The sequence below is a fragment of the Ekhidna sp. genome, from assembly GCF_965221965.1.
Taxonomy (GTDB): domain Bacteria; phylum Bacteroidota; class Bacteroidia; order Cytophagales; family Cyclobacteriaceae; genus Ekhidna.
Genome location: NZ_OZ244926.1, coordinates 2,406,925 through 2,424,146 on the forward strand (window position 1 = coordinate 2,406,925; position 17,222 = coordinate 2,424,146).

Annotated in this window: 14 protein-coding genes; 4 read left to right on the forward strand and 10 right to left on the reverse strand. The window is 43.0% G+C overall.

Annotation, left to right across the window (positions count from 1 at the left end):
• Nucleotides 1-12 precede the first annotated feature (12 nt).
• The 3 genes from ACOQON_RS11465 to ACOQON_RS11475 form a co-directional block, all read right to left on the reverse strand.
• Nucleotides 13-2,391 (reverse strand): sodium-translocating pyrophosphatase, encoded by a 2,379-nt coding sequence (locus ACOQON_RS11465; RefSeq protein ID WP_420575552.1) that lies wholly within the window; start codon nt 2,389-2,391, stop codon nt 13-15.
• A gap of 97 nt (nt 2,392-2,488) precedes the next feature.
• The gene (folE, locus tag ACOQON_RS11470; protein ID WP_420575553.1) at nt 2,489-3,178 is read right to left on the reverse strand and encodes a GTP cyclohydrolase I FolE; all 690 of its coding nucleotides are present in this window, start codon (nt 3,176-3,178) and stop codon (nt 2,489-2,491) included.
• A complete protein-coding gene (locus ACOQON_RS11475; RefSeq protein ID WP_420575554.1) occupies nt 3,141-3,551 on the reverse strand; it encodes a 6-pyruvoyl trahydropterin synthase family protein in 411 nt (136 codons plus the stop codon). The genes folE and ACOQON_RS11475 overlap by 38 nt, the downstream gene beginning before the upstream one ends.
• Nucleotides 3,552-3,654: 103 nt before the next feature.
• Here ACOQON_RS11475 and ACOQON_RS11480 point away from each other — a divergent pair, with 103 nt between their 5' ends.
• Both ACOQON_RS11480 and ACOQON_RS11485 read left to right on the forward strand, forming a co-directional pair.
• Complete coding sequence (locus ACOQON_RS11480; protein ID WP_420575555.1) at nt 3,655-4,308, forward strand: phosphoadenylyl-sulfate reductase; 654 nt, start codon at nt 3,655-3,657, stop codon at nt 4,306-4,308.
• Nucleotides 4,309-4,380: 72 nt separating this feature from the next.
• On the forward strand, nt 4,381-5,301 hold the full coding sequence (locus tag ACOQON_RS11485; RefSeq protein ID WP_420575556.1) for an NAD-dependent epimerase/dehydratase family protein: 921 nt from the start codon (nt 4,381-4,383) through the stop codon (nt 5,299-5,301).
• On the opposite strand, the gene ACOQON_RS11490 is transcribed toward ACOQON_RS11485, so the two are convergent.
• The 3 genes from ACOQON_RS11490 to fahA form a co-directional block, all read right to left on the reverse strand.
• A complete protein-coding gene (locus ACOQON_RS11490; RefSeq protein ID WP_420575557.1) occupies nt 5,279-6,031 on the reverse strand; it encodes a class I SAM-dependent methyltransferase in 753 nt (250 codons plus the stop codon). The genes ACOQON_RS11485 and ACOQON_RS11490 overlap by 23 nt on opposite strands.
• A gap of 62 nt (nt 6,032-6,093) precedes the next feature.
• Nucleotides 6,094-6,978: a flavin reductase family protein gene (locus tag ACOQON_RS11495; RefSeq protein WP_420575558.1), complete on the reverse strand. Its 885-nt coding sequence runs from the start codon at nt 6,976-6,978 to the stop codon at nt 6,094-6,096.
• A 104-nt stretch (nt 6,979-7,082) separates the two neighbouring features.
• Nucleotides 7,083-8,351, reverse strand: coding sequence for a fumarylacetoacetase (gene fahA / locus ACOQON_RS11500; protein WP_420575559.1), 1,269 nt, complete (start codon nt 8,349-8,351; stop codon nt 7,083-7,085).
• 123 nt (nt 8,352-8,474) lie between these two features.
• On the opposite strand from fahA, the gene ACOQON_RS11505 reads away from it, so the two are divergent.
• A complete protein-coding gene (locus ACOQON_RS11505; RefSeq protein ID WP_420575560.1) occupies nt 8,475-11,141 on the forward strand; it encodes a valine--tRNA ligase in 2,667 nt (888 codons plus the stop codon).
• Between the two features lie 58 nt (nt 11,142-11,199).
• Here ACOQON_RS11505 and ACOQON_RS11510 read toward each other — a convergent pair whose 3' ends face one another.
• From ACOQON_RS11510 to ACOQON_RS11525, 4 genes are all read right to left on the reverse strand, one after another.
• Nucleotides 11,200-12,528, reverse strand: a complete 1,329-nt coding sequence (locus ACOQON_RS11510; RefSeq protein ID WP_420575561.1) for a Calx-beta domain-containing protein — start codon at nt 12,526-12,528, stop codon at nt 11,200-11,202.
• Between the two features lie 226 nt (nt 12,529-12,754).
• Nucleotides 12,755-13,981, reverse strand: a complete 1,227-nt coding sequence (locus ACOQON_RS11515; RefSeq protein WP_420575562.1) for an alanine dehydrogenase — start codon at nt 13,979-13,981, stop codon at nt 12,755-12,757.
• Nucleotides 13,978-14,397 (reverse strand): tRNA (adenosine(37)-N6)-threonylcarbamoyltransferase complex ATPase subunit type 1 TsaE, encoded by a 420-nt coding sequence (tsaE, locus tag ACOQON_RS11520; protein WP_420575563.1) that lies wholly within the window; start codon nt 14,395-14,397, stop codon nt 13,978-13,980. The genes ACOQON_RS11515 and tsaE overlap by 4 nt, the downstream gene beginning before the upstream one ends.
• Nucleotides 14,394-15,944, reverse strand: a complete 1,551-nt coding sequence (locus tag ACOQON_RS11525; RefSeq protein WP_420575564.1) for a PglZ domain-containing protein — start codon at nt 15,942-15,944, stop codon at nt 14,394-14,396. Before ACOQON_RS11525 ends, tsaE begins: the two co-directional genes overlap by 4 nt.
• Before the next feature lie 45 nt (nt 15,945-15,989).
• Between ACOQON_RS11525 and ACOQON_RS11530 the strand changes: the two genes are divergently transcribed.
• Nucleotides 15,990-17,222 (forward strand): HD domain-containing protein, encoded by a 1,233-nt coding sequence (locus tag ACOQON_RS11530; RefSeq protein WP_420575565.1) that lies wholly within the window; start codon nt 15,990-15,992, stop codon nt 17,220-17,222.

Genomic DNA, 17,222 nt, shown 5'->3' on the forward strand with positions numbered 1-17,222 from the left:
TCGGAATGAAGGCTATTTCATTGATTTGATTTGTTCTTCAATAGCTGACTTCTCACCTACAAGCGTGTCAACTTTAACCATGCTTTCCCCAGCTTCAATAATGGTAGAAGTTACAATTGCTTGCACTTGCCCATCTTCCAATGACTCCATCATCACTTTAAATTCTTTAGATACTTCTTTGATTGGTTCAGCTTCTTCAACAACAACGATAGCCGCTTCTTCTGTTGAACCATGGCCTGATCCATAAACCTCACCTAAAATAGGAGCAATGACAAGACCAACAAGGCATGTCAGCTTGATCAAAATGTTCATGGAAGGACCGGAGGTATCTTTGAAAGGATCTCCTACGGTATCTCCAGTCACTGCAGCCTTATGCGCTTCAGAACCTTTGTACGTCATTTCACCATCAATCATTACCCCTGCTTCGAAAGACTTCTTCGCATTATCCCATGCGCCACCTGCGTTGTTTTGGAAGATCGCCCAAAGCACTCCGGACACTGCAACACCCGCCATGTAACTACCAAGTGCTTCAGGACCCATGAAGAATCCAATCAGAATTGGTGCAATGATGGTAATCGCTCCCGGCAACATCATTTCTCTTAGTGCAGCCTTGGTAGAAATGTCTACACACTTGCCGTACTCTGGCTTACCCGTTCCTTCCATGATACCAGGAATTTCTTTGAACTGGCGTCTCACCTCTTTTACCATTTCCATGGCGGCTTTTCCAACGGATCTCATCGCCAATGCAGAGAATACCACAGGAACCATCCCTCCGATGAAGAGTGCGGCAAGCACATCCGCTTTGAAGATGTTGATTCCGTCAATGCCCGTGAAGGTTACATATGCAGCAAATAATGCCAAAGCAGTCAATGCTGCAGAAGCAATCGCGAATCCTTTACCGATTGCAGCGGTCGTATTACCCACTGAATCAAGGATGTCTGTTTTTTCTCTTACGTCTTCCGGCAGTTCACTCATTTCAGCAATACCTCCGGCATTATCCGCAATCGGGCCAAATGCATCGATTGCCAATTGCATAGCTGTAGTGGCCATCATCGCAGATGCGGCGATACCTACCCCATAGAATCCTGCTAATTCATAGGCTCCCCAGATCGCACCTGCGAAAAGAAGAATTGGAGCAAATGTTGAAATCATACCGGTAGAAAGGCCGGCAATGATGTTTGTTGCGGCACCTGTCGCCGAGTTTTGAACAATATCTAAAACTGGCTTTTTACCCAAACCAGTATAATATTCGGTGAAGTAAGAGATAGCTCCTCCTACAAATAAACCAACCAATACGGCTCCAAATACATTTCCTGAAGTAACTGTAATATTTCCTTCACCAAAGAAAGCCATAGTCATTTCAGCTGGCAATAAAAGGTCAATCACGAACCAGCACGCAATAGCTGTCAAAATGATTGATCCCCAGTTTCCTTTATTTAGAGCTGCCTGAACCTGTGATTCTTTGGCATCATTGCTGGATATTTTAATAAGCATGGTTCCAAAAATTGAGAAAACAATTCCAAGACCAGCAATAACCAACGGAAGCAAGATTGGACCGATTCCATTGAATTCATCTGTGATTGATCCGCCCATGTCTCGGATTACATAGTTACCAAGCACCATGGAAGCCAATACGGTTGCTACGTAAGAACCGAAAAGGTCAGCTCCCATTCCTGCAACATCTCCTACATTATCACCTACATTGTCAGCGATAGTTGCCGGGTTTCTTGGATCATCTTCAGGAATTCCCGCTTCTACCTTACCCACAAGGTCAGCACCTACGTCAGCTGCTTTGGTGTAAATACCACCCCCTACTCTGGCGAATAAAGCAATAGACTCAGCACCTAAGGAGAAACCTGCTAGCGCCTCAAGCACTACAGTCATGTCATTCACTCCATTGGCTGTCCACTCGCCACCCATAAAGAATTGGAATAGCAAGATAAATAGGACACTTAGTCCGAAAACAGCAAGACCTGCAACGCCAAGTCCCATTACTGTTCCTCCAGTAAATGATACTTTCAATGCCTGAGGAAGGCTGGTTCTTGCCGCCTGGGTTGTTCTCACGTTCGCAGCAGTAGCGATTCGCATACCAATGTTTCCGGCCCATGCTGAGAAAAATGCTCCAATCACAAAGGCTACTATAATGAACCAGTGAGTGGTTTCAACGAGTGAGGAGATGACTCCTAAAAGAAGACCTGCCAAAACAACGAAGATGGCCAGGATTCGGTATTCCGCACTAAGAAATGCCAATGCCCCTTCTCTAATGTGATTTGCAAGATCTTGCATCTTGGTATCACCTGCATCCTGCTTATATACCCAGCGGGATTTAATGATCATCACTAGAAGCCCCAGAAGCCCAAGGGCAGGCACTAAATAGATTATTTTATCCATGATTTTTTAAATGGTTTTCAAAAACAGGGCGCAAAGATAGGGTATAAGGCTTTTATAGAAAACCCAATATGCGATTAAGAAATCATGGAGTTACAGATTAGTCTTTTGTCTCTGTATTGATGTAATTCAGGAACTCTTTTTTGATATCCTGATCTTTGAATTTTCCATCAAAAAAAGCTGTTCCTGTTCGGCTATTGGTATCGTTCACCCCTCTTGAGGATACACACATATGAGAGGCATCCATCACAACCGCAACATCTTCAGTTTGCAGTATAGATTTCAATTCATTACCAATTTGAACAGTTAGTCTTTCCTGTACTTGGGGTCGTTTAGCAAAATACTGAACGATGCGATTGATCTTCGAGAGTCCAATCACTTTCCCACTCGAGAAATAAGCAACATGTGCTTTGCCATAGATTGGCACAAAGTGGTGTTCACAATGAGAATAGAATGTAATATCCTTTTCCACCAACATTTGATCATAGTTGTATTTATTATCAAACAGGCGGATTTTTGGCTTATTTGCAGGATTCAATCCTGAAAAAACTTCCTGCACGTACATTTTCGCTACACGTTTAGGTGTACCTGCGAGACTATCGTCTTCCAGGTCCAAACCCAAAATCTGCATAATCTCTTTAAAGTGCTTAGAGATTAACTCGATTTTTAGCTCATCGTCTTGCTCAAATGCATCAGGACGCAGCGGGGTATCATAGGAGGTCCCTACATGATCATCGCCAAACTCATCAAGCTCAACCCGGGTATTCGACGTAGTTTCTTTCTGTTTCATATAATGTTATTTTCATCTCGTACTCGTCTTCTATCTCAGGACGCAACAAATCATAGATGACTTTGACGATGTTTTCTGCTGTTGGATTCAAATTTTTGAATTCGGTTACATCCAAATTCAGGTTTTTATGATCGAACCTATCGAGTACTTTGATTTTAATAAGGTCACTCAATTTTTTCATGTCGTACACGTAACCGGTATCTGTATCCGGTTCACCTGTCAAACTTACGATCACTTCATAATTATGACCATGCCAGTTTGGGTTATTGCACTTTCCAAAAACAGCTTCATTTTTTTCATCAGACCATGACTTATTATACAGTCTATGTGCTGCATTGAAATGTTCTTTTCTACTTACGGTAACTCTTGGCATGGAGCAAAATTACTGGAACTCATAACAACAGCTTTTATAAAGATGTTTCGCGTTGCTATGAATTTATTTCTTTGTGGGTTTGTTTTGCCTCAAACCTCACCAGATGGAGATACCAGAAATCAAACAAAAAATCGAAGAATACAAGCGTGAAGGAAAACGTCTTTTCACCACCTCCTCTTTCCAGACACACAGTATACCCATGCTCCATATTCTGAGTGAGATTGACAATTCAATCCCCGTCTACTTTATCAATACCGGATATTTATTTCCTGAAACAATCTCTTTTAGAGATGAAGTTGCTGATCGATTGGGGTTAGAAATTGTAGACCTGAAGCCCAATACACCTAAATACATGCAGCGTGATACCAATGGGAAATTGTTGTTTACCACCGACCCGGACCATTGTTGCTATCTAAATAAAACACAGCCTATGGAATCTGTGCTGGCAAGCCATGATGTGTGGATCAATGGTGTGCGAGGAGATCAAAGCGCTGTAAGAAAAGCCATGAAAATAGAGCAGCCAGCTCCATTCGATAGCATTCGCTTTCACCCCATGCTGGACTGGGACAAACGAAAAATATTTGCCTACATCAAAGAACATGATCTCCCTAAACATCCGCTGGACGCGCAGGGATACATCAGTATTGGATGTGAGCCGTGTACCCGAAAAATGGATCTGGAAATGCAAGAGCGTGAGGCCAGATGGTTTGGCTTAAATAAAGTGGAGTGTGGCTTGCATACGGATTTAGTAAAATAATTTGTCACATTGAGCCTGTCGAAATGGACATTCAAAAGACAGGTTTCAAGAACCTCAACCTGACACAAAAACATGAAAGTACTAATCACCGGTGGAGCCGGATATGTAGGGACCAAGCTGGTCAAGCACCTGGTTTCAAACCCAGAAATTGAAAAAGTCATTGTTTATGACAACCTGAGTAAAGCGCATTACAATTTTTTCCTAGGTAAAGCATATGAGCATAAAGAGAAAATCCAATCCGTGCGCGGTGACATCCTCGATACCCGGCAGTTGCGAAAATTGATGAAAGATGCAGATGTGGTGGTGCACCTGGCAGCAATTGTCACCACTCCTTTCGCCAATACCGATCCTCATTTTTATGAACAAGTCAATCACTGGGGGACCGCTGAGGTGGTGTATTGTGCTGAGGAATCTGACATTTCTAAGTTCATATACCTCAGCAGTACTTCTGTGTATGGGGCGAGTGATAAGGTATCAGATGAAACCACCACTCCTTCTCCATCGACCTTTTATGGCATCTCAAAGTTGCGCGGAGAAGAACACGTGAATCGTCTGGCTGAAAAAAAGAACGCCATCAACATCCGGGGTGGAAATGTGTATGGCTACAGTAAATCCATGCGATTTGATGCGGTCATTAACCGATTTATGTTTGATGCCAACTTCACCAACCGCATCCAGATCAATGGCAATGGGAAGCAGTCCAGAGCGTTCATTCATGTGGATTACTTATGTGCCGCACTTTCTCAGGTTATCACAAAAGCAGTTCCAAGCGGAACCTATAACCTGGTGGATAAGAATCTCCAGATTCTGGATTTAGTAGATGTACTCAAAGAAATCTATCCCACATTGGAATTTCTATTTACCAATCAGCACATGAATTTACGGGAATTGAAAATCAATCCTGACAGTAAACTTTTTGATCACATCGATCAATTCCAATCACGTGAGCTTAAAGAAGAGTTAGAGGAATTTAAGAGCAGGTTTGCTTTCTAGACTTTCCCACTCGTGTGAAAATCGGAAAGTCAACATCGATTAACTTACCATTCCACACTCCTTTCAAATCTTGATGTAATTTATCGACTGGTGAGTGACCATTCTGTTTAATAAAGTGCTGAACAGCAGACCAGGTGCTAATGTAACCTACCAGATCATCCAGCATCATTTCCTTTTTCATTTCAAATGAGGGCACATCTTCAATTTCATTATATGGAAACGGGATCGTTTGATAGGCAGCCTCAATGTGATCCCTCTCAGGATCCCAATACGGATGAGTGACATTCCAGTAAAATTCTTTTATAATCTCTCCTACGCTACCTTCAACCTGAACCAATCCATATCCAATTAACGCAATGACTCCACCTGGTTTAAGCACTCGGTTCACTTCTTGGTTAAATCGTTCATGATCAAACCAGTGTGCTGCTTGCGCCACGGTGATCAGATCAAAATGCTGATCAGGAAAGTTGGTTTGTTCAGCTGTTTGTTTTGAATATTTAATATTCGCTTTTTGAACAGCATTAGCAAGCTGTTTCTCGCTGATGTCTGTGGCGTAAACTACCTGAAAAGTATCAGCGAGTTTCACTGCTAGCTGTCCATTCCCCGTTCCACAATCCCAGCAATTCTCGTGGCTTTGTGTCAACGTAATAAGGTAATCGATCAGCTCTTGTGGATAGACCGGTCGGAACTTTGCATAGTCTGCGGATTGGGTGGAAAAGTTGTCTTTCATAAAAGCTGCGAGTTCCGAGCCGCAAGTTACTTTCTTCTTACAGCTTGAAACTTATCACTAGGCTATCCCATCATCAAGACTTTCCAAGCAGTATCCACTTCTCCGTCATTCAGAAGGTCTGCGGCCAGCTTATGTAGTTCCAATTGGATATTCTCCTCATCGTCAAACGAATCCAAGATCGATCGCACCTCAGGCTCATTTGCAAAATCATTTACCTCTTCCTCAGAAGGAAGTGATTCCACATTGCCAAGCATTCCTAAATGGTTACCGGTGAGTACGGTACTTGTTCTAATCTGATCAGGTATTTGGTCTACTCCTATTCCCATGGTTGTCAGAGGTTTGGCTACTTCAAATATAGCATCTCCACTCGCTCTGGCATACCAATTTCCTCCCATTCTTGCCACAGCATCCAGTTTGTTCGGGTGAATTTTTCCATTTTCATCCAAAATCCGATCAGCAATGTGCATGAGCTGGACTTCACAGATGACCAGTTGTCCGGCTCCTCCCTGCTTTCCCAGCGATTTCACTTCGATGACCTTACACTCAAAAGAAACGGGTGCCTCTTTCACTCTTGGTGGCTTTACAAGCTGTGATTTTTCTTCAGTAAAGCCTGCCTTTTCAAATTCATTCACCCCCTTTTCGTACTCCGTGCTACTCAGCGACATCTGTTGCACCATGTTGTAAGAAACGATATTGATCGTACATTCAGGATGCTCCTTGACATTTTCCAGCGTATGCTTAGTCGTGTTGTCTCGCCCTCTCCGTGCCGGAGAAAAAATCATGATTGGAGGATTGGCACTGAACACATTAAAAAAGCTAAAGGGGCTCAGGTTGACTTTCCCTTCCTTATCTACGGTGCTGGCAAAGGCAATAGGGCGTGGCGCCACTGCTCCCAGCAGGTGTCCATGTAATTCCGGTACAGGTATTTTTTTTGGGTCTATTGTCATTTACGTATTTCTCTTTAGATGTCAGGTTGAGCCTGTCGAAACCTGTTTTTCCAATGTCTCCTTCGACAAGCCTGCCTACCGCAGGCAGGCTCAGGATGACATTATTACTTAGCTGGTAAAACCTGCGTACTCACCTCACCAAAACCAATGCGCACACCATCTTTCTCTCCATGTCCACGCATGATTACGGTATCGCCATCCTGAATAAACTTACGTTCGCTTCCATCAATCATTTTCACCGGTTTGGTTCCTTTCCAGGAGATTTCCAGCATCGAGCCAAACTGGCTTGCATCCGGCCCTGAGATGGTGCCACTACCGTACATGTCTCCCGTTCTAATATTACACCCATTTACCGTCTGGTGAGCCAGCTGCTGCGCCATGTTCCAGTACATGTATTTGAAGTTGGAGTTTCCAACCACTTTCTCTTCGCTATCCTCCGGCTGAATTGCTACCTCCAAATCAATATCGAAATGCTTATTTCCTTTGTATTTCAAATAAGGAAGCACTTCAGGGTCTTGCTTCGGTCCCGGAATTCGGAATGGCTCCAATGCATCTAGTGTTACAATCCATGGTGAGATGGAAGAGGCAAAATTCTTAGCAAGGAATGGTCCAAGCGGCACATATTCCCATTTCTGAATATCCCGGGCCGACCAGTCATTGAATAGCACCATACCGAATATGTGATCTTCGGCCTCCTCAGTTGAAATGGAATCTCCGAGTTGATTTTCACCGCAGGTGATAAACGCCATTTCCAATTCGAAATCTAATAGCTTACAAGGGCCAAAAACCGGTGGCTCATCATCATTGGGTTTCTGCTGTCCTTTTGGTCTGTGAATAGGTACTCCTGACTCAATAATAGATGACGCTCTACCATGATAGCCGACAGGAATGTGCTTCCAGTTTGGCATCAGCGCATTGTCCGGATCACGAAACATGGAGCCCACGTTGAACGCATGCTGCTCACTCGAATAAAAATCAGTATAATCTCCAACTTGTACTGGCAGGCACATCTTCACCTTATCCATGTCGTTCAATACTGCCTGAAGTGCATAGTGGTTTTTCAACTCTTCATTGCCCTCCTGCAATAATTCAGACACACGATCCCTCACCTTTCGAGCGGTCGGTTTACCGAGGTTCATGAAATCGTTGAGGTATTCTTTATCGAAGATCCCATCAGGCAATCCCATCCCATCAAACAATCCATGATTCTGCAGTGCGGCGAGATCCAAAACCTTTTCTCCTATGGCTACTCCTACGCGCTTAACTCCCTCCTTTTTGAAAATACCAAACGGTAAATTCTGAATAGGGAAGTCAGAATTGGCGGGTACCTCTACCCAGGATTTTAGTTTTGGATTATTTGCAGCTATTTCCATTTTTCAATTTTTGATTCATTTCTACAAATATGCATGGCATAATTCCTTTGACAAAGGGAAAAGAAGCTTGAGAGCTACTAACTTTGCGGCTTCTTAAAATTTTAAAGACACAGTAGCGCGCTCATGAGCATTTCCACACAATATGACCCGACGCAGGTAGAAGACAAATGGTACCAGTATTGGATGGATCAAAACTTCTTTCACGCCACTCCTAAAACCGGCAAAGAAGCATACACCATCGTCATTCCTCCTCCGAATGTCACGGGTGTCCTCCACATGGGTCACATGCTCAACAACACGATTCAGGATGTTTTGATTCGGAAGGCCCGCATGGAAGGCAAAGAAGCGTGTTGGGTGCCAGGTACAGATCATGCCTCCATTGCGACTGAAGCGAAGGTGGTGAAGATGCTGCGTGAAAAAGGCATCAAGAAGTCTGACCTATCACGAGAAGATTTCCTCAAGCACGCCTACGAGTGGAAAGACAAATATGGCGGCATCATCTTGGAGCAACTGAAGAAACTAGGTGCTTCGTGTGACTGGGAGCGTACGGCTTTCACAATGGACAAAGGCTATCATGATGCAGTAATCAAACAATTTGTCGACCTTTTCAATAAAGGGTACATCTACCGTGGCTTGCGCATGGTCAACTGGGACTGTGAAGCGCAAACAACCATCTCCAATGAGGAAGTGATATACAATGAGGATGGAGAGAAAGCGATCCTTTATCACGTAAAATACCAAATCAAAGACTCAGATGAGTTTGTGACGATCGCCACACAGCGGCCGGAAACGATCATGGGTGACACGGGTATTGCCGTAAACCCAAACGATGACCGATTCAAACACCTGATCGGAAAGAAGGCATTGGTTCCTTTCATCAACCGTGAAATCCCGATCATCGGTGATGATTATGTGGAGCTGGACTTTGGTACCGGTTGTCTGAAAGTGACACCTGCACATGACCCGAATGACTATGAGATCGGTCAGCGACATAATCTGGAAACTATTGATACCATCAACCTGGATGGCACCCTCAATGAAAAGTGTGAAGTAGACAAGTACGTTGGGCAGGACCGTTTCAAAGTGCGTAAGATGGTCGTAAAAGACCTGAAAGAAGCCGGTATTCTAGTTCATGAGGAAGAATTCATTACCAAAATTGGTCGCTCCGAGCGTACAAACTCTGTCGTAGAGCCTAAGCTTTCCCTTCAGTGGTTCATCAAAATGAAGGAAATCTCCAGACGGGCCCACAAGGCAGTGATGGGTGATGAGATTCAGTTATTCCCTTCAAAATTTAAGAATACCTATAACCACTGGATGGAGAATGTACGCGACTGGTGTATCTCCCGTCAGCTGTGGTGGGGTCAGCGAATTCCTGCTTACTATTATGGTGATAGGGAGGACGAGTTTGTGGTTGCTGAAAATATTGAGCTGGCTGTAGAAGAAGCACGAAAAACAACCGGAAATAATAGCCTGACAGCCGATGATCTGAAACAAGACGAAGACGTGCTGGATACCTGGGCATCTTCCAACCTTTGGCCAATCGCGGTGTTCGATGGCTTTAACGAAAAATGCTATGATCCGGCCACCGGGAAGATTGACAAAAGCAAGAATGAAGAACTTAACTTCTTCTACCCGACCAACACGTTGGTAACAGCTCCTGAGATTCTGTTCTTCTGGGTGGCACGCATGGTCATTGCCGGATATGAGTACCTGGATGAAAAACCATTCGAAAATGTTTACCTGACCGGGATCGTTCGGGACAAGCAGCGACGTAAAATGTCTAAGTCGCTGGGTAACTCCCCTGACCCACTTGATTTGATCAAGCAATACGGAGCAGACGGGGTGCGAACAGGGATGTTGTTTAGCTCGCCTGCTGGAAATGATCTTTTGTTTGATGAGAAGCTGTGTGAGCAGGGAAGAAACTTCTCTAACAAAATCTGGAATGCCTTCCGGCTGGTCAATGGATGGGAAACAACCGATGAAGCACAACCTGAGGTGAATGCGCAAGCCATTAAGTGGTTTGAAAGTAAGCTCAACAAAGCATTGACCGAACTGGAAGATCATTTTTCCAAGTTCCGTATGTCGGATGCATTGATGACCGCCTACAAGCTGGTATGGAACGACTTCTGCAGCTGGTACCTCGAGTGGATCAAACCTGAGTACGGCAAGCCGATTGATGTAGCAACCAAGGCTAAAACCATCGAGCTGTTTGAGCAGGTATTGAAGCTATTGCATCCATTCATGCCGTTCATTACGGAGGAATTGTGGCACGAGCTAAAGGACCGAAAAGACGGTGAGGCCATCATCGTGGCTGAATGGCCAAAAGAGGCTAGCTATGATGACAACATCCTCAAAGAAGCTGATCTTCTTTTTGAGATCACCTCAGGTATACGAAATATCCGAAGCTCGAAGGGCATCTCACCGAAGGAAGCGGTAGACCTGACCACCAATGCAAAGGCTGTCAGTTCTATCAGTGAGTCACTGAAAAAATTGGCAAACCTGTCGGATATTAAATCTGGAGACAAGCCGGAGAATGCATTCAGTTTCGTTGTAGGTTCGGATGAGTTTTTCATTCCTGCCTCTGACAATATGGACATGGAGGCCGAGAAGAAGAAAATTGAGGAAGAACTGAACTACACAAAAGGCTTCATGAAGTCGGTAGAGAAAAAGCTATCAAATGAGCGCTTTGTGAATAATGCACCAGCTCAGGTAGTAGACATGGAGCGCAAGAAGCTGGCCGATGCAGAGGCGAAGATCAAGACGCTGGAGGAGAGTTTGGCTTCTTTGTAAATAGAAACAAAAAACCCAACCGCTTCTGGTTGGGTTTAATCTTCATTAAATCTTAATCTTATTCGCTAAGTAAAAGAAGTACTACCTCCTCCGGAAGGAATCCTGCAGCTTGTACTTGCAAAGAACCATCAGTTGTAAGTGTTGAAACATAAGAAAGTTTTGCGTTTTCAAGATCTACCTTTGCTAACATCCAAACCTCAGTCTCTTGCATTGCAGCTCTTTCTCCCTCACCCTCGTGATAGATCACCGCATACACATCTCCGTTATCGGAAGAAGCAAAGTTTTGAACGTACACGTCCGCAATAGTAAAAGACTCAAAAGCATCAGTGAATGCAGAAATATTATCAGTAGTCCAGGCAGTCTCAGTGATTTCATTATCACTTAGAGCCATTTTTATCAATGCAGATCCTTCCACTTCTTGCTGTCTTGCAAGCTCCCCGTAATTCATTAAAATTTGAGTCATGTAAGCGGATTCATCATCAAGTAAAAAAGCACCTCCACCGATAAATTCAGGATTATTTATGATGCTTTCAAAATTGTTAAGTCCATCTGAATTCTTTTTCACTCTAAAATATCCGAATGCGCTTTGTTCCTCAGCATTGTCAAAATAACGACCAGAACCGTAAAGTACGCTATTCATAATGTGAAGGTCTGTAATTCCAGCCACATCGTACTCCTCCTTATCATTACCATATAGAACCGTCGCTGCGCCGCTTGACATATCTACTGAGTAAATTTTAGAACCTCCCTGATTATTTTGTCCGATGTATCCCTTTTCAGAAGAAGGATCATATACAAAACTTCTGATGTTAACATTAGATTCTTCCATTCTCAAAAACTCACCACCCGAACTTTCTACACCCGTAATAGTCAGCAGATCAGTTTTAGACCCATCTTCAAGATTCACCATATACATTTTACCTGATGATCTTTCAACCGCAACCAATGCCTGATCATTACTTGTTAATGTAACTGTGGCTGTAGAATTAGCGCCAAGCTCCAACGTTTCAATGTCTGAAGCAATGCTCAAAGTAATTGTCTCATCAAGCTCAAGCTCAGTATCATCAACTAATTCAACAGTAAGCTCTTTGCTTTCATCACCCTCTTCAACAGAAATAGTAATTACTCCATCTTCAGCGGCAGGTGTAGTGCTATAGTCTGTTCCATAGGTAGCAGTGCCTCCCAAAGTAATTGTGAAAGTTCCCTCAATGGGAGCAACATCTCCTAAAGAGACTGTGATCGTTTGCGTTCCTGCAGACTCATCAACCGTAAGGTCCGAATCTGAGAAATTTAAATCAACTGGATTGATTGTTACCGAATCATCGCTTCCACAATTGGTGAAAATCATCAAAGCAATGATTAGTGACAGTAGTGAAATTTTTTTCATGGTTATTTATTATTAATAAAATTGTTTGTATTCAAAAATACTCCAGAGGACGATCAAAAAGACTCCTAATTCGGTATATAATAGACCAATCACTCAAAATTTCAGACTAACAATGTATCCCTTATAATGGAGCTAGGAGTCTCTGTCAAAGACCTATCGCTGGATGGCAAAAGTCAAAGACTCAAAGTCAAAAGGTATTGATTGAATGACAAAGACAAGTCCCACGCTAAATCCTGGCCGCCATAAACAGACTGATATCCTTAAACGCCAGGTTGAAGCGCTTGGCGAGGTTGAGATTTGTTAGGGTGCCCTTATAGGAGTAGACCCCTTTTTGTAGCCATGGGTGCGTGTAGATCATTTCATCAAAACCTCCACAATCTCCTGCTTCAAGCAAAATAGGTGTGAAGATATTGGAGATCGCCAATGAAGCTGTTCGGGCCACTCTCGAGGCAATGTTCGGCACACAATAGTGCGTTACGTCATGTTTGATGAAAGTCGGATTATTGTGATCCGTCAACTCAGAAGTTTCAATGCACCCACCCTGATCGATCGTTACATCAATAATCACAGAACCGGGTTTCATACTCATCACCATGTCTTCAGTTACCAACATCCGGTGCTTTCCTTTCTCAAACCGTACAGCTCCTATCAACACATCCGCTTCCTGAATTTCTTTTTTTAGCAGCGCTTCATCATAGGTAGACGTATAGATTTCCTGTCCCAACACATGCTTCAGTCGGCGCATTTTATAAATCTGGTTATCAAATACCCGCACTTCCGAACCATGTCCCAGAGCTGCGCGTGCGGCAAATTCCGCTACTGTGCCAGCCCCGATGATGACAACCCTTGTCGGAGGTACTCCAGTGATTCCTCCGAGTGTGATGCCTTTTCCATTATTTGAGCTACTGAGACATTCAGCAGCTATGACCATGACTGTGCTGCCGGCGATCTCACTCATCGCGCGTACCAGTGGAAGTCCACCAACTTTATCCTGGATAAACTCATATCCAATCGCGATCAACTTTTTCTTATTGATTGCTTCCAGGTATTTCACATTTTGTTTTCCCGCCTGAAATGCTGAAATAAGGGTACTTCCCGCCTTCATCATATCGATTTCCTTTATGGTGGGTGGTTCTACTTTAAGAATCGTACTGCATTCAAAAACCTCCTTCGCGCTATATGCAATTTTGGCACCTGCCTCGCTATATTCCTGGTCAGAAAAATTGGCAGACTCGCCTGCTTCAGACTGAATAATCACCTCATGTCCATTTGCCACCAATACACCCACGGAGGAGGGTTTGATTGGCATGCGTTTCTCCTGATCGGCTATTTCCTGTGGAACCCCAACTTGCATGGATTGATGCCTTTTAGAGATTTTCGCAGGTGCTTCCTTTGGATAAAGGGTCTGTTCTTTAGCCAATTCCGCAAATCCGGATTTCGACGTTTCGTTCATTTAGGTTGTGCAGTTAGTGATCGGGTGTTATCTCCTACTAATTTAATGCTTATTTGCAGGTATTCATCAGGCAGAAGTGGTTCGATGATCTCAGGCCACTCGAGTAAACAAAGGTTCCCCGAGAATAGATAGTCCTCCAATCCTATATCAATGGCCTCCTCAATATTTTCTAATCGATAAAAATCAAAATGGTAGATTTCTTCTCCTTTGTCCGTCAGGTATTCATTTACTATCGAAAATGTAGGTGAACTCATTTCATCCTGCACACCTTTTTCCTTACAGATTTTTTTGATCAAGGTGGTTTTACCGGCACCCATCTCTGCATCGAAGCACCAAACATCAATATTTCCAAAGTTGCTCAGCAGCTTCCGGGCAACCTCCTGAAGCTCATCCTCACTGTAATTGGGTATGATCATTTATTTGCAAGGGTGATAAATGGAATAATAATTTCTTCCATGGAGATGCCTCCATGTTGGAAAGTGTCCTTATAGTGTCTGACGTAATGATTGAAATTGTTTGGATAAGCAAAAAAATGATCATCCATAGCAAACACATAGGTGGAACTCACATGCGGCTTGGGTAAGCCGAAATTTTCAGGCTCACGAGTAAAAAACACCGATTTTTCATCAAAGGCTAGGTTTCTCCCAACTTTGTATCGAAGGTTGGTATTTGTTTTTCGATCACCGACAATCTTCTGAGCTTTATTTACCCGAATCGTTCCATGATCGGTGGTGATCATCACTTTTACTTTCTGTTCAGCCAGAATTTTCAACATATCATAAAGTGATGAATGCGTAAACCAAGATTTAGTAATAGACCTATAGGCTGATTCATCAGGAGCGAGCTCTCTGATCATTTGCATGTCAGTACGAGCATGCGAGAGCATATCAACAAAGTTGAATACAATAGCATTTAGTCCGTTGCTCATAAGATTAGGAATGCTTTCACTCAATTGCTTTCCTTCTTCAGCTCGAAGAATTTTGTTGTAGCTAAATTTTTCCCGTATCTGATTACGCGCCATGTTGGCTTCCAACAGCTCAGCTTCTCTCAAATTTTTTCCATCATCCTCCTCTTCATCCACCCATAGATCGGGGTATCGCTTCGACAATTCTAAAGGAGTCATCCCTCCGAAAAGGGCATTTCGCGCATAGGAAGTGGTGGTTGGCAAGATTGAAAAGTACATTTCTTCCGAATTAATGCTAAACAGTTCTGCTACTTCAGGTTCTATTATTTTCCATTGATCATACCTCAGATTATCAATCACTATTAAGAAAATAGGTTCATCACCTACTTCAGGAAAAACTTTCTGTTTCAGGAGGTTATGAGAGAGCAATGGCCTATCAATATTCGGATCCGTGATCCAGTCCTGATAGTTGGAAGTGATAAACGAGGAGAAGTTCCCATCAGCTTCGACCTTTTGTGCATTCAGTACTTCCACCATGCTTTTATCTTGCGTCTCATCCAACTCTAGCTCCCAATACACCAATTTTTTGTAGATATTCATCCATTCGTGATGATCCTGTGCATCCATCACATTCATGGTTAATTGCTGAAACTCCTTTTGATAACCCAAATTGGTCTTCTCGGAGATTATACGCTTATTGTCAAGAATCCTTTTAACTGAAAGCAGTATCTGATTTGGATTGAGTGGCTTTATAAGGTAGTCGGCAATCTTAGCCCCAATCGCCTCCTCCATGATCTCCTCAGCCTCATTCTTAGTGATCATCACCACTGGTAGATTTGGATGTGTGGATTTAATATAATTCAGCGTTTCCAAACCAGTCATTCCAGGCATATTCTCATCCAGAAATACAATATCGAAGTGATTGTGGTCAATTTCTTCTAACGCATCAGCCCCACTGTTGACAGGAGTAAGCAGGTAGCCTTTCTGTTCAAGGAACAAAATGTGCGGCTTCAACAGCTCAATTTCATCGTCAGCCCATAAGATTTTAAATTGCTGCATTAATTCAGTTTTGGCATTCTTTTGCTAAGTAAATCACAAACGCTGTTGAACAAAAAGAAAATTCTCAATGATCCGGTTTACGGATTCATCAATATACCCAACGATCTCATTTTTGACATCATCGAGCATCGTTATTTTCAGCGACTTAGAAGAATAAAGCAGCTTGGACTCACTGACCTGGTTTACCCGGGTGCTCTTCATACACGTTTCCACCATGCGCTTGGAGCTATGGATCTCATGCGAAGAGCGCTCAATGCCCTTCAGGATAAGGGCATTGAAATTTCAAATCAGGAAAAACAAGCTAGCATGCTGGCAATCCTATTGCATGATGTAGGACATGGACCCTTTTCTCACACGTTGGAGTTTTCACTCTTCAAAGGTGTACACCATGAGCAAGTAGGCTTGTGGATGATGGATCGGCTGAATAAAGAGTTTGATGGTGCACTTGACTTAACTATTCAGATATTCCAAAACAAGTATGAACGACCCTTCTTCCATCAGTTGGTATCTAGCCAGTTGGATATTGATCGACTGGATTATCTGAAAAGAGATTCCTTTTTTACAGGGGTATATGAGGGTGCTATCGGATCTGAGCGTATTATTAAAATGTTGAATGTATCCAATGAACATCTGGTCGTAGAGGAGAAAGGCATTTATAGTATAGAGAACTTTTTGAGTGCTCGTCGATTAATGTATTGGCAAGTGTACCTACATAAAACAGCGGTCAGTGCAGAAGTGATGCTCATTGAATTGATTAAAAGAGCGAAAGTGCTGACTCAGCAAGGGGAAAAACTAATGGCCACCCCTGCCCTAAAGATTTTTCTGGAAAGAAATATCACTGATAAGAACTTTGAGGAAGACCCGGATATTTTGGAAGTCTACGCCCTTTTGGATGACGCGGATATATGGGGATCCATTAAATTTTGGCAAGAACATAAGGATGAGGTTTTGAGAAAACTGAGTCAGATGATATTAGACAGAAAACTCCTTGGTATTTCATTTTCCAATGAGCCAACAGGCAGGATTGTAACTGATGATTTGATTGAAAAAATCAAAAAGCTATACGGAATCAGTGAAAAAGAAGCAGACTACTTCATTAAAATCGGATCCGTTAGTAACTCAGCTTATATCGCCTCCGGTCAGTCTATTAGAATACTAAGAAAACATGGTAACGTAGTAGATGTGGCAGATGCCTCAGACCTCCCAAACATCAAAGCAATGAGCAAGATTGTAACGAAACACTATTTATGTGCTCCCAAGGAACTTCTAAAACATTAG